Source organism: Nocardiopsis sinuspersici, assembly GCF_001998325.1.
In the GTDB taxonomy this organism is placed as follows: domain Bacteria; phylum Actinomycetota; class Actinomycetes; order Streptosporangiales; family Streptosporangiaceae; genus Nocardiopsis; species Nocardiopsis sinuspersici.
The window spans coordinates 5,696,713-5,710,644 of the sequence record NZ_MCOK01000001.1; the positions used below are offsets into that span (position 1 = coordinate 5,696,713).

Consider the following 13,932-nt stretch of genomic DNA (forward strand, 5'->3'; position numbering starts at 1 on the left):
GCCTGTGCGACCGCAGGATGCAGGGGCAGTGGTCCCACGGTCAGGCGTACTACCGCTGCCGGTTCCCGGAGGAGTACGCGCTGGCCAACAAGGTCCACCACCCCCGCAATGTCTACCTGCGCGAGGCTGACGTGGTCCCAGTACTGGACAGGTGGATCGCCGCCGAGTTCGCCCCAGGCAGGATCGCGACCACGGTGGATGCCCTCATGGAAGCGGACGAGGAACGGGACACCGGGGTGGCCCGCGAGATGGCACGGCTTCGGGAGAAGCTGTCCGCATGCGATCGCAAGCTCGCCCAGCACCGTGCCGCTCTGGAGGCCGGAGCCGATCCTGTGGAGGTCACGAAGTGGATGAAGGAGACCCAGGCCGAGAAGTCGGCCGCTGAGGCAGGGCTGGCCCGCGTAGGCCGGTCACCGGAGAAGAGCAACGGGGAAGACGTGATGAAGATGGTTCACACGCTGGGCGACATCACCGCTGTACTCGGTGGTGCTGACCTGGAGGACAAGGCCGGTCTGTACCGGGGGCCGGGCCTGCGGACGCGCTACCACCCAGTGGAAAACAAAGTGCGGGCCGAGATTCGACTCGACCCGCACCGCAAGTTCAACGCTTCCCGTGGGGGAAGGGTTCGTGTCCGAGGGGGGACTTGAACCCCCACAGCCTTAACGGCCACTAGCACCTCAAGCTAGCGCGTCTACCTATTCCGCCACCCGGACCGGGCACGTCCGGCGCTCTCGCGTCGGACAGATCAACCATAGCAAAGGTCTGAGGTGGCACGAACCAGCTTTTCCGCCGGGGAAGACCGTGGCAGGGTCGGACGGGACAGTAGGGCAATAGGTGTGGCTGGACGGGAGTGTCAGATGGCAGAGCCAGACAGGGACCTGAGCACGGCCGAGGTCGAGGTGGTCGACCTGTGCCGGGAGCTCATCGAGTTCGACACCTCCAACTACGGCGACCATTCGGGCCCCGGGGAGCGCAAGGCCGCCGAGTACGTGGCGGCCAGACTCGACGAGGTCGGCGTCGAGTCGAGGATCTACGAGAAGCACCCGGGACGCAGCAACGTCGTGGCGCGGATCGCGGGGGAGGACTCCAGCCGTCCCCCGCTGCTCGTCCACGGCCACCTGGACGTCGTCCCCGCGGCTCCGGAGGACTGGACCCACCATCCCTTCGCGGGCGAGATCGCCGACGGCTGCGTGTGGGGGCGCGGCGCGATCGACATGAAGAACATGAACGCGATGGTCCTGGCGATGCTGCGACAGCGCCTGCGCGAGGGGCGCCGTCCCCCGCGCGACATCGTCCTGGCCTTCCTCGCCGACGAGGAGGCCGGAGGCACCTGGGGCGCCCAGTACCTGGTGAACGAGCACCCCGAGCTGTTCGCCGACTGCGACTCGGCGATCAGCGAGGTCGGCGGCTTCTCGTTCACGGCCGGGGACGACCGCCGCCTCTACCTGGTGGAGACCGCGGAGAAGGGCATCGCCTGGATGAAGCTGACCGCGCGCGGCACCGCCGGGCACGGCTCCATGGTCAACTCCGACAACGCCGTCACCGAACTGGCGGCGGCCGTCGCCAGGCTCGGTGAGCACCGGTTCCCCGTGCAGCTCACCCCGACCGTGCGGACCTTCCTGGAGGAGATCTGCGAGGAGTTCGGCATTCCCTTCGAGGAGGGGGACGTCGACGCCACGGTCGCCCGCCTGGGACCCATCGCCCGCATGATCGGCGCCACCCTGCGCAACACCCTCAACCCCACCGTGCTGGGCGGCGGCTACAAGGCCAACGTCATCCCGGGCGAGGCCACCGCCCAGGTGGACGGCCGCTTCCTGCCGGGCACCGAGGACGAGTACTTCGCCGAGATCGACCGCCTGCTGGGCCCCAAGGTCAGCCGCGAGTTCATCCACCACCTGCCCGCGGTGGAGACCACCTTCGACGGCGGGCTGGTCAGCGCCATGTCGGAGTCCCTCCTGGCCGAGGACCCCGGCGCCAAGGCCGTCCCCTACTGCCTCTCCGGCGGCACGGACGCCAAGAGCTTCTCCCGGCTCGGTGTGCGCAACTACGGCTTCGCCCCCCTGAGGCTTCCCCCGGAGATGGACTTCGCGGGCATGTTCCACGGGGTGGACGAGCGCGTCCCCGTCGACGGCCTCCGGTTCGGCGTCCGTGTCCTTGACCGTTTCGTCGGGTTGAGCTGACTTCGGACCGCTTTGCGGTGCCCTCGTGGCGAACCGTGCCGAGAACTTTCTCGGCACGGTCGCCGATCCGGCCCATGATCACCGTGCGTGATGCTACGGTTTCCTTGAGTTCGAGGGTGTCGTGGCCCTCCGCACGCCCACACGGGTGCGGAACAGGCACGACACCGCCGTGCGACCGTGACGGAACCACCGCACGGGACCGTCCAGTGGCAGCGAAGCGAGGGGGCATCCATGGTGCTCGCGGGTCGGGAGTGGCTGTTCAGCAGTCGCGCTGTCCGCGTGTCCCGTAGTGCCTACACCCGGCTGCTGCTCCTGTCCGGCATCGTCGCCGTCGCCTGGCTGGCCGGAGGGTTCGGTGTCGCCCACGGCGAGACCGCCCTCGACCCCGAGGGCCTGGTCGACCACGTCCTGGAGGTCGGAGAGGGCGCGGAGGGCGCGGGACAGGCCGCGGCCCAGGAGATGCGCGAGGCGCGCCTCTCCGACGCCACGGCCCGTGCCGCCTCCACCACCGAGTCGCTCACCGACACCGTCGTGCCCCAGGCCGCCGCGCTTCCCGCCGGCGCCCTGCACGAGACCGGTGTCTCCTCGGCACTCGGCGAGACCAGGACCGGCACCGCCGCGAACAGGATGGTCGAGGACACCACCCAGGCCGTCGACGGCACCGCCCGCGGCGCGGGCGACCTCGTCGGCGGTCTCGCCCGCAGGGGTCACGACGTCGTGGAGTCCACCGACGAGTCGCTGCGCGACAGCCGTCTCGTGGGCACGGTCACCGAAGGGCTGGCCGACTCCACACGCGTCGTCCACGGCAGGATCGACGACGCCGTGAACACCACGGCACCGCTCGGCCTGCCGGTCCTCGGCGCCTCCGACGAACTCACCCGGATGCCGGCCGAAGCCGCGGACAAGCGCACCGCCGACACCGGCGACCGCGTGGAGGAACGGGGCCGTACCGCTTCCGGTGCGGCCGTCCACACACCCGTGGACCCGGCCGTGTGGCACTCGGCCGCCGCCGAGGCCGTCGACCAGGTCCCGGACGAGGACTCCGGGGAGCGCATCCACCTCATCGCGGGTGGGGCGCACCATCCGGCGGGGACGACGGACGCCACCGGCGCCGCCGCTCCGTCCTTCCCCGTGCCCGCCGCGGCCGGATTCCTCATGGCCCGGGCCGACCACCTGGCTCCCCGGGCCCAGCGGGTCGCCCTTCCCGGCGACCCCACCCTGGTCGTCCGCGACGCCGCGGACGACCCCACCTTCTCGCCTGACTAGCCGCGTCATCCGACCGCGGCCGGTCCGTGCGCCCCTGTGCGCAGCCGCCCCGCCTCACCGGCGGGCGCGCCTTCTCCCCGGCATCCCCGGAGCACGAAGCTCTCCGTCCGCGGTCCACGAGTAGACGCCCGGCCTTACTTCTCGCTGACCAAAGGACACGTGATGACCTACACCACGCATGCCCGGATCGCCGCCCTGGTGGCCGCCGGATTCATCGCCACCACCGGTGGCATCGCCTACGCCGACACCACGACCAGCGGAAACGGCTCCCTCGGGGGCGGTAACCAGTTCGTCCTGGACGGAGACATCCCCGTCAACCTCTGCGGCAACGCCATCGCCGTGCTCGGCGTGGCCGGTGCCAACTGCACTGGTAGCGGAGCCCAGGTCAGCGAACACGGCGACTCGGACGTCGCCACCTCCGGCAACGGCTCCGTCCTGGGCGGCAACCAGGCCGTCGTGGAAGGCGACGTCCCCGTCAACGCCTGCGGCAACGCCGTCTCCGCCGTCGGCGCGGCCGGTGCCAACTGCACCGACAGCGGAGCCGGGGTCACGGAGGAGCCCGAGGACCCGAAGCACCCCGAGAAGCCGAAGGACCCCGAGGAGCCCAAGCACCCGGAGGAGCCGAAGGACCCGGAGGAGCCCAAGCACCCGGAGGAGCCGAAGGACCCCAAGGACCCCGAGGAGCCGAAGCACCCCGAGGAGCCCAAGGACCCGGGCTACGGGGAGACGCCGGAGGAGGACACCCCCGGTGGCGGTGACGAGGTGCCGTCGGAGGAGCCCACCTCCCCGCCCGCCGATGACGAGGAGACCCCGGCTCCCGAGCTGGCCCTCACCGGGACCGACGGCGGCGCCCTGTCCGGACTGCTCGCCACCGCCGCCGCCGCGATCGCGGCCGGTGTCGGCCTGGTCCTCGCCGGCAGGCGCCGCCGCGCCCGCGCCTGATGTCGGCCTCCCGGGCCGCTCGCGGCCCGGGGGCTGACGCGAGTCCCGTAGCACCGGCCGAGGCCATGTGCGCGGGGTTCACGTCAGCCGCCGCCCCCGGGGCGGAGCTGACCGACGGGGTGCGCGCGTCCGCCCGCAACCAGCGGAGCGTGACCGCGGCGCACTCTCCAGAACCGGTGACACGCACCGCCCAGGTGCGAGGCCGACCGGATGATCCCCGGCCTTGGCCGAGGGCCCGCACCCCATCCAGGGATGTGGAACGGCCTGTGGCCCAAGCACACACCTTCTCATCGATACTCACTCTCCGAAAGGACGCCCCACATGCGTAAGTGGGCCAGCATCTCAGCGAAATCCGTGCTGATGACAGCGGGTTTCGTCGCGCTGGGCAGCGGCGTGGCCTTCGCCGACAGCGACGTCGCGAGCAGCGGCAACGGCTCGGTTCTCGGTGGCAACCAGGCCGTCGTGAACGGCGACATCCCGGTCAACGTCTCGGGCAACGCGATCGGCGCCGTGCTCGGCACGGCCGGGGCCGGCGCCACCGGCACCGGTGCCGCCGTGATCCACCAGCACGACCACGACCCGGACGTCGCCACCTCCGGCAACGGCTCCCTCCTGGGAGGCAACCAGCTGGTCGTGGACGGCGACATCCCGGTCAACGTCTCGGGCAACGCGATCGGCGCCGTGGGCGGGGTCGCGGGAGCCGCGGCCACCGACACCGGCGCGCTGGTGCACGAGGGCCACGACCACCACGGCCACCACGACCACCACGGCCACCGCGAGCACCAGTCCGCGCCCGCCGAGTACACGGCCATGGACCTGGTGGGCGAGGCCGCCCGCAACGCCGAGGTGCTGCCGCTGCCCGACACCTCCGGTGTGGACACGGGAGTCCTGCGCCAGTCGGCTCCCCGCGAGCACCAGTCCGCGGAGCGCGAGCACCAGTCCATCGCCACCTCGGGCAACGGCTCGCTGCTGGGCGGGAACCAGGCCGTCGTGGACCTGGACGTGCCCGTGAACGTCGCGGGCAACGCGATCGGCGCCGTCGGCGGTGTGGCCGGTGCGGCCTCGACCGACACCGGCGCCCTGGTCGTGGAGGAAGAGGAGGACATCGCCACCTCCGGCAACGGTTCCGCGGTCGGCGGCAACCAGCTGGTCGTGGACGGCGACGTTCCCGTCAACGTCTCCGGCAACGCCATCGCCGCGGTCGCGGGCATGGCCGGTGCCAGCAGCACCGGCGACGGCTCCGCGGTCGTGCACCAGAGCGCCACCGAGCACCAGGCCGGCGCGCTGGACTCCATGCCGCTCGTGAACGAGCTGCCCGAGGTCCCGGTCTCGGAGATGCTGCCCGTCACCTACGAGGTGAGCGAGACCACCGAGCAGGCCGTCGAGCAGCACGCCCCGGAGCAGGCCGACAAGCTGCCCGAGTCCGCGCCGCTGAAGGTGGCCGACCCGGTCGGCGAGGTTCTCGGCGCCGCGGGCGTGGGCCTGTAGCGACCGAACAGGGGGATCGTGCCCGCGGGCGACCGCGCGGCCCTGAGGACGGACGGCTCCTCGTTCCGTGAGGAACGCGGTGGACTGCGAGGTGCCGAACACCACAGGGCGGCGGTGTCCCGGGACGGGATCTCCCGTACCGGCACCCCGAGTGCCGTGCGCGTCGACTGGGCCGGGCCGCTCGCCTTCCGTACTCCCCGTTCCGTGAGGAACGCGGTGGACTGCGGGGAGCGCGAAGGTGGGGGCCGCCAGTCAAGGACGTGAGCCGAGTCCTCCCGGGAATATCCGGGAGGACTCGCCGCATTCTGGGGGAAGTAACGCACAGCCGCAGTCAAGTGTGACCGAAGTCACCCGAGCGGGGTGTTGTCGGTGCTCGTCAGAGCCGGTGGCAGCGAACCGACCCGCGTTGCCGGGACGGCTCACGTACGCTACGGACCGGTAGTGGTACGGGAAGCGCTTATTCTGCGGATGCCGGTGGGTGAGAGCCGGGTGCCTGCCCAGGACGACGGGACATCCGTCCGTGAGGGAGGGGCCGCCGCCCACCCACCGACGGGGGAGTGCCTGGAGTTTCGGTTACTGTCGGTTCCCACGGGACATCGACGGACCGCGGCCGGATAAACCAAGAAGGCTAGACGTAGGGGAAAAGCGTGCCACCCACGAAGGGCAGCGCCGGCAAGAACGGCTCGAAGGACAACGGACAACAGGGGGTGGGCACCACCCTCGTCATCGTCGAGTCGCCTACCAAGGTGAAGACCGTCGCCGGTTACCTGGGGCGCGGCTACGTCGTGGAGTCCAGCATCGGCCACATCCGTGACATGCCCAACAAGGCCGCCGAGATCCCCGCCAAGTACAAGGGACAGGCCTGGGCACGGCTCGGCGTGGACGTCGATGGCGACTTCGAGCCGCTCTACGTCGTCAACACCGACAAGAAGTCCCACGTCAGGAAGCTCAAGGAGCTCATGGAGGAGGCCGACCAACTCCTCCTCGCCACGGATGAGGACCGCGAGGGCGAGGCGATCGCCTGGCACCTGATGGAGGAGCTCCAGCCCAGGATCCCCGTCCACCGCATGGTGTTCAACGAGATCACCAAGGACGCGATCCAGCGCGCGGCCCACAACACCCGCGAGCTCAACACCCGCCTGGTCAGCGCCCAGGAGACCCGGCGCATCCTGGACCGCCTCTACGGCTACGAGGTCTCCCCCGTGCTGTGGAAGAAGGTCATGCCGAAGCTCTCGGCGGGCCGCGTGCAGTCCGTGGTCACCCGCCTGGTGGTCGAGCGCGAACGCGAGCGCATGGCGTTCACCTCCGCCGAGTACTGGGACCTCAAGGCGCTCTTCGACGCCACCGAGGCCGGTGCGGCCGAGGGGACCGGGGCCTTCCCCGCGACCCTGGTCTCGGTGGACGGCACCCGCGTCGCCGTCGGCCGCGACTTCACCACTCAGGGCACGCTGCGCTCGGACCGCGCCGTCCGCCAGTTGGACGAGGCCGCGGCCCGCGGGCTGGCCGAGCGCCTGACCGGTGCCGGGTTCTCGGTCCGCTCGGTGGAGCGCAAGCCCTACCGCCGCTCGCCCTACGCGCCGTTCCGCACCACCACCCTCCAGCAGGAGGCCTCCCGCAAGCTCGGCCTGTCCGCGAAGCAGACCATGCAGGTCGCCCAGCGGTTGTACGAGAACGGCTACATCACCTACATGCGCACCGACAGCACCACGCTGTCGGACAGCGCCGTCAACGCCGCCCGCTCCCAGGTGCGCAACCTGTACGGCGGCGACTACCTGCCCGACAAGCCGCGGGTGTACGCCAAGAAGGTCAAGAACGCGCAGGAGGCCCACGAGGCGATCCGCCCGTCCGGCGAGACCTTCCGCACCCCCTCCGCCACCGGCCTGTCCGGCCCGGAGTTCCGGCTCTACGAGCTGGTCTGGAAGCGCACCGTCGCCTCCCAGATGAAGGACGCGGTCGGCGAGTCCGTCACAGTGCGCGTGGAGGGCACCTCCTCCGACGGCGAGGTCGCGGAGTTCAGCGCGTCGGGCAAGGTCATCACCTTCCACGGCTTCCTCAAGGCCTACGTGGAGGGCTCCGACGACCCGGCCGCCGACCTGGACGACCGCGAGCGCCGCCTGCCCCCGGTGGCGGAGGGCGACCCGCTCAAGGCGCAGAACCTGGAGGCCGAGGGGCACAGCACCCGTCCGCCCGCGCGCTACACCGAGGCCAGCCTGGTCAAGGAGATGGAGGAGCGGGAGATCGGCCGCCCCTCCACCTACGCCTCGATCATCGGCACCATCCTGGACCGCGGCTACGTGTTCAAGAAGGGCACGGCGCTCGTGCCGTCCTTCCTGGCCTTCGCCGTGGTGCAGCTGCTGGAGCGGCACTTCGGCAACCTGGTGGACTACGAGTTCACCGCGCGCCTGGAGGGCGTGCTCGACGCCATCGCCCGGGGCGAGGCCGAGAGCCTGCCGTGGCTGCGCCGCTTCTACTTCGGCGGCGAGGACTCCGAGGGGCAGCGGGAGACCGGCCTGAAGGAGCTGGTGAGCGACCAGCTCGCCGAGATCGACCCCAAGGAGATCAGCTCCCTGCCGCTGCCCGGCACCGACATCGTGCTGAGGGTGGGGCGCTACGGCCCCTACCTGGACCGGGACGGCGTGCGGGTGAACGTGCCCGAGGACCTGGCCCCGGACGAGCTGACCAAGGAGAAGGCCGAGGAGCTGTTCGCCCAGCCCAGCGGTGACCGTGAGCTGGGCACCGACCCCGAGACCGGGCGCATGATCGTGGCCAAGACCGGGCGGTTCGGCCCCTACGTCACCGAGGTGATCGAGGAGCCGGAGGAGGCCGCCGAGGGCGGGGCCAAGTCCAAGGGCAAGAAGGCCAAGCCCAAGCCGCGCACCAGCTCGCTGCTGAAGTCGATGAGCCTGGACACCGTCACCCTGGACGACGCGCTGCGCCTGCTGTCGCTGCCCCGCGTGGTCGGCCAGCTCGACGGCGAGGACGTCACCGCGCAGAACGGCCGGTTCGGGCCCTACCTGAAGAAGGGCACCGACAGCCGCTCCCTGGAGACCGAGGAGCAGATCTTCACGGTCACGCTGAAGGAGGCCGAGGCGCTGTTCGCCCAGCCCAAGCAGCGCGGGCGCCGCGCCGCCGCTCCGCCGCTGCGCGAACTGGGCACCGACCCCGAGTCGGGCGCCAAGATGGTGGTCAAGGACGGACGGTTCGGCCCCTACGTCACCGACGGGGAGGTCAACGCCTCCCTGCGCAAGGGTGACGAGGTCGAGTCGATCACCGACGAGCGGGCCGCCGAGCTGCTGGCCGAGCGGCGGGCCAAGGCCCCCGCCAAGAAGAAGCCCGCGGCGAAGAAGCCCGCCGCGAAGAAGACCACGGCGAAGAAGGCGTCCACCACGAAGACGGCCGCCAAGAAGGCTCCCGCCAAGAAGACCGGTACGCCCGGGTCCTCCACCAAGGAGTAGCCGGGCGCGGCGGCCCGGCCCACGGGTTCGCCGCCCGCCCCCTTCACGCGTAGGCTCACCCGGGCACGCCCCGACGGGGTGCCCGGGTGGGCACCGCCTCTCGCCTTCACCCCGGGTGGGCGTGTTCTCACTCTGTTCGGAAGGCGTCTTCCGTACTACGCTTGGTGGAACTGATGGGGATGCGGAAACGTGTGTGGCCCCAGAGGTACCCACCGAATCTGAGGCGGACCCGCGGTCCGTCATCCCCCTTTCCCCTCACCGAATAATCTTGAGCGCTATGAGCAGATCTGCATCACCGGGAGCGCCGTCCGAGGCGCGTAACGTCCTCGCGATCACACCCTTCCGAAGGCTGTGGGTCTCGCTTGCCCTCTCCAGCCTGGGCGACTGGCTGAGCCTGCTGGCCCTGATGTCCCTGGCGGTGATCTTCACCGCCGACGGTTCCCAGCTCGTCCAGTACCTGGCCGTCAGCGGCGTCGTGGCGATCAAGCTCGCCCCGTCGATCCTGCTGAGCCCGCTGGCCGGGATGGTCGCCGACCGCCTCGACCGCAAGTGGACGATGGTGTTCGGTGACGTCCTGCGCGCCCTCCTGTACGTCTCCATCCCCCTCGCGGGCCTCTTCCTCCCCGGCTTCGCGCTGGAGTGGCTGCTCGTCGCCAGCTTCCTGGCCGAGGTCGTCGCCCTGTTCTGGGCGCCGGCCAAGGACGCCACGGTCCCCAACCTGGTGCCCCGCAAGCTGCTGGGGCAGGCCGACCGGCTGGGCCTGTTCACCGCCTACGGCACCGCCCCCGTCGCGGCGCTGCTGTTCGCCGGGCTCGCCTCCGCCAGCAACGTGCTCGGCGCGGTACTGCCCTCGATGGCCAGCCCCGAGGCTGACGTCGCCCTCTACCTGAACGGCCTGACCTTCCTCGTCGCGGCGGTCGTCGTCGCCGGTCTGCCGATTCCCAAGCACAAGCCGTCCAAGGACAGTGAGAGCGACACCCGCGACAGCGCCATCCTGCGCTCGGTGCGGACCGGCCGGCGCCACGCGGGCGGATCACCGCTCGTGCGCGGCCTGGTCCTGGGCACGCTCAGCGTCCTCGCCGCCGGGGGCGCCGCCATCGGCGTCGGCCGGCTCCACGTCGAGAACCTGGGCGCGGGCAACGCCGGGTTCGGTGTGGTCTTCGCCGCGGTCTTCGCGGGCATGGCCCTGGGCATGCTCGCCGGGCCCCGGGTGCTCAAGCAGTTCAGCCGCAGGCGCCTGTTCGGCCTGAGCGCCGCCCTCGCCGGCCTGGCCCTGCTGTTCGCGGGCGCCGTCGCCGACATGGTGCTCACCGCCGTCCTCACCGCCCTGTTCGGCGTGGGGGCCGGTGTCGCCTGGGTGATCGGCCTGGCCCTGCTCGGCCACGAGGCCGAGGACGAGGACCGGGGTCCCGCCTTCGCCTTCCTGCACGGCGCCGCCCGCATCGCCCTGCTGGGCGCGACCGTGCTCGCCCCCCTGGCCGCCGGATTCATCGGCGGCTACGCCATCCCGCTCGGCCCGCTCACCTACGACCTGCGCGGCAGCGGTGTCGTGCTGATGGCCTCCGGCCTGCTCACGGTCGTCGTGGCCCTGGTCTGCTACCGCCAGATGAACCGCAAGGACGACCCCGAGGCCGGTCCCGGCCTGCTTCCCGAGCTGTTCGCGGCTCTGCGCGGCGTCGCGATCACGGAGGAGGACGAGGACGAGGAGTCCAGGCCCTCCGGCGCGTTCATCGTCGTCGAGGGCGGCGAGGGCGCGGGCAAGTCCACCCAGGTGCGCGAGCTGACGGTGTGGCTGCGCGACCAGGGCTTCGAGGTGGTCGGCACCCGCCAGCCGGGCGCGACCAAGCTCGGCATGCGCCTGCGCGGCCTGCTCCTGGACCGGGAGAACTCGCACATCACCCCGCGCGCGGAGGTGCTGCTGTACGCGGCCGACAAGGCCGACCACGTCGAGCAGGAGATCCTGCCGGCGCTGCGGCGCGGCGCGATCGTCATCAGCGACCGCTACGTGGACTCGCTGCTGGCCTACCAGGGCGCCGGCCGGGACCTGTCGGTGGACGACATCCGCGACATCAGCGACTGGGCCACACAGGGCCTGGTGCCGGACTTGACGGTGCTGCTGGACGTGCGCCCCGAGGAGGGCCTGTCCCGCCTGGGCGGTCCCGTCGACCGCATCGAGGGCGAGTCGGCGGAGTTCCACAACCGGGTCCGCAAGGGCTTCCTGGAACTGGCCAAGGCCGACCCCGAGCGCTATCTGGTGCTCGACGCACGCGAGCCGAAGGAGAGGACCACCCGCGAGATCCAGCGCCGGGTGCGCTCCCTGCTGCCCGACCCGGTCCCGAGCAGCGCGGAGGCGGTCACCGGCATGATCCCGGTGATCAGGAACGACTGAGCGGGCGGCCGGAGCGACCGAGCGGCACGGACACCGGAAGGGTTCCCTCCCACCGCGGGAGGGAACCCTTCTCGTCCTTCGGGAGCGGCGGCGGTCGGCCGCTCCGGTGGTGGCCGGGAGGGACGGTGCGCGCCGACCGTCCCTCCCGGCCGGGTCCGGACTCAGGCCCCGCGGATGATCAGCGCCGTGAAGGTCTCCGGGCCGACCTTGCCGTCGACGATCCTGAGCTCGGCCTCCCTCTGGAAGGACACGACCGCGGAACGGGTCGCCGAACCGAAGATCCCGTCCACGGCCAGGCCGCCGCCGTGGCCCTCGTTGAGCGCGTACTGCACGGCCCGGACCCTCGATCCCTCGTGGCCCTGGACGACGACGCCGAAGTCCTCGGTCAGCTGCTCCCAGGTGGCGGCGTCGATCCGGCCGGTGTCGTCCTCCAGGCCGCGGTCGGCCCGGTACGCGGTGAGCGCCTCGGTCAGCGCGGGGCCGAACCGCTCGTCGACGGTCCTGAGGCCGTAGTAGCCGAGGTCCGCGAGCACGTACTCGACGACGGCGACCCTCCAGGTCCGCTGCCCCTCCGACAGCTCGGGCCACTCGGCGGCCACCGCCGTGTTCCGCTTGGTCTCGCTGTGCGTGTTCGTCATGGTCTTCCCCCTTGGTTCGTTCCCCCGTACGCGTGACCGTCTCCCCGGTCACACATGGGGAGATCCGGGGACGGCGCCCGGAGTTCGCGTCGATGTGCCCTCTGGCCTGATGCGGACAACCTTTTGACCTGGGGCAACCTTGGCGGGAGTCGCGCGTCGTCACGCTCGGTGAACGCCCTCTTCCGGTCGGCCCGGGAGGGGAGCGGGGCGTGCGTGCGGTCCGAGCGGGCGGGACGGGCCTGTGGACGACGGCCCGCGCGTCGGTGCCGGCTCCTATCCTGGAGGTCCAGACATCAGCGGTGGTTCCCGGGGGGAAGAGTGACGGTCTTCGACGACCTCGTCGGCCAGCAGGGAGCGGTGGGCCAGCTCCAGCGGGCCGTGGCCGGTGCGGCCGACCTCCTCTCCGGGGGCCGGGGCGCCGGGATGACCCACGCCTGGCTGTTCACCGGGCCGCCCGGCTCCGGGCGCGAGGAGGCCGCGCGGGCCTTCGCCGCGGCCCTCCAGTGCGCCGACGGCGGCTGCGGGCACTGCGACTCCTGCCACCAGACCCTCGCCGGGACCCACCCCGACATGCTGTACGTGCGGCCCAGCGGCCTGAGCTTCGGCGTGGGCGCCACCCGCGACCTCGTGCTGCGCGCGGGCTCCAAGCCCTCCGGCGGGCGGTTCCGGATCATCCTGTTCGAGGACGCCGACCGCGCCACCGAGGGCGCCTCCAACGCCCTGCTCAAGGCGGTGGAGGAGCCCTCCCCGCGCACGGTGTGGCTGCTGTGCACGCCCACCCCCGAGGACATGCTCGTCACCATCCGCTCCCGCTGCCGCACGGTCGCCCTGGCCACCCCCAACACCCGGGAGCTGGCGGACGCCCTCGTCCAGCGCGACGGGATCGACGCCGACACCGCGCGCTCGGCCGCGGTCGCCTCCGCCGGGCGGATCGACCGGGCCCGGCAGCTGGCCACCGACCCCGAGGCGCGCAGACGCCGGGAGGAGGTGCTGTCCATCCCGGTCCGGCTCGACGGCCTCGGCGCGTGCGTCACCTCCGCGGCACGGCTCTACGAGATCGCCGAGGAGGAGTCCAAGGCCCTCACCACGGCACTCGACGAGAAGGAGAGGGGTGAGCTCAGAGCCGCGTTCGGCGAGGGCTCCACGGGCAAGGGCGTGGCCAAGGCGGTGCGCGGCTCGGCGGGCGCCATGAAGGACCTGGAGGAGCGGCAGAAGCGCCGCGCGACCCGGACCAAGCGCGACTCCTACGACCGCGCCCTGCTCGACCTGGCCGCCTTCTACCGGGACGTGCTCACCCTGCAGCTCGGGGCGCGGGTGGAGCTGTCCACGGCCGAGCGCTCCGGCGACCTGGAGCGCGTCGCGCGCGCCGGCACCCCCGAGTCCACGCTGCGCCGGATCGACGCCATCATGCAGTGCCGTGAGCGTATCGCCGCGAACGTGCACCCCCAGATCGCCATGGAGGCCATGACCTCCGCCCTCCTGGCCGGCTAGACCTCGGCCGACCGGCCGTCCGTCGGTGTTACGGGAGCGGGGACCGCGCCGTTGGTGGACAATGGTGCGGCGTTGACGACACG

The 13,932-nt window shown here is 71.7% G+C and carries 9 protein-coding genes and 1 tRNA gene; 8 read left to right on the forward strand and 2 right to left on the reverse strand.

What is annotated here, in order from left to right; genetic code table 11:
* The first annotated feature begins 17 nt into the window (after positions 1-17).
* Positions 18-647, forward strand: coding sequence for a hypothetical protein (locus NOSIN_RS27015; protein ID WP_143833001.1), 630 nt, complete (start codon positions 18-20; stop codon positions 645-647).
* On the opposite strand, the gene NOSIN_RS24660 is transcribed toward NOSIN_RS27015, so the two are convergent.
* Positions 629-713, reverse strand: a tRNA-Leu gene (locus NOSIN_RS24660). The two genes, NOSIN_RS27015 and NOSIN_RS24660, sit on opposite strands and share 19 nt — an antisense overlap.
* 144 nt (positions 714-857) lie before the next feature.
* On the opposite strand from NOSIN_RS24660, the gene NOSIN_RS24665 reads away from it, so the two are divergent.
* The 6 genes from NOSIN_RS24665 to tmk all read left to right on the forward strand — a co-directional run bounded on the left by NOSIN_RS24665 (position 858) and on the right by tmk (position 11,720).
* On the forward strand, positions 858-2,180 hold the full coding sequence (locus tag NOSIN_RS24665; RefSeq protein WP_077693019.1) for a M20/M25/M40 family metallo-hydrolase: 1,323 nt from the start codon (positions 858-860) through the stop codon (positions 2,178-2,180).
* A 231-nt stretch (positions 2,181-2,411) separates the two neighbouring features.
* Complete coding sequence (locus NOSIN_RS24670) at positions 2,412-3,446, forward strand: hypothetical protein (RefSeq protein ID WP_077693020.1); 1,035 nt, start codon at positions 2,412-2,414, stop codon at positions 3,444-3,446.
* Between the two features lie 162 nt (positions 3,447-3,608).
* A complete protein-coding gene (locus NOSIN_RS27530) occupies positions 3,609-4,388 on the forward strand; it encodes a chaplin family protein (RefSeq protein WP_077693021.1) in 780 nt (259 codons plus the stop codon).
* Positions 4,389-4,709: 321 nt separating this feature from the next.
* A complete protein-coding gene (locus NOSIN_RS24680) occupies positions 4,710-5,876 on the forward strand; it encodes a hypothetical protein (RefSeq protein ID WP_077693022.1) in 1,167 nt (388 codons plus the stop codon).
* A gap of 647 nt (positions 5,877-6,523) precedes the next feature.
* Positions 6,524-9,331: a type I DNA topoisomerase gene (gene topA, locus NOSIN_RS24685; RefSeq protein WP_077693023.1), complete on the forward strand. Its 2,808-nt coding sequence runs from the start codon at positions 6,524-6,526 to the stop codon at positions 9,329-9,331.
* 277 nt (positions 9,332-9,608) lie between these two features.
* Complete coding sequence (gene tmk, locus NOSIN_RS24690) at positions 9,609-11,720, forward strand: dTMP kinase (protein ID WP_077693024.1); 2,112 nt, start codon at positions 9,609-9,611, stop codon at positions 11,718-11,720.
* A gap of 161 nt (positions 11,721-11,881) precedes the next feature.
* Here tmk and NOSIN_RS24695 read toward each other — a convergent pair whose 3' ends face one another.
* Positions 11,882-12,358, reverse strand: coding sequence for a peptidoglycan-binding domain-containing protein (locus NOSIN_RS24695; protein WP_077693025.1), 477 nt, complete (start codon positions 12,356-12,358; stop codon positions 11,882-11,884).
* 318 nt (positions 12,359-12,676) lie between these two features.
* Here NOSIN_RS24695 and NOSIN_RS24700 point away from each other — a divergent pair, with 318 nt between their 5' ends.
* Positions 12,677-13,849 (forward strand): DNA polymerase III subunit delta', encoded by a 1,173-nt coding sequence (locus NOSIN_RS24700; protein ID WP_077693026.1) that lies wholly within the window; start codon positions 12,677-12,679, stop codon positions 13,847-13,849.
* Positions 13,850-13,932: the final 83 nt, after the last annotated feature.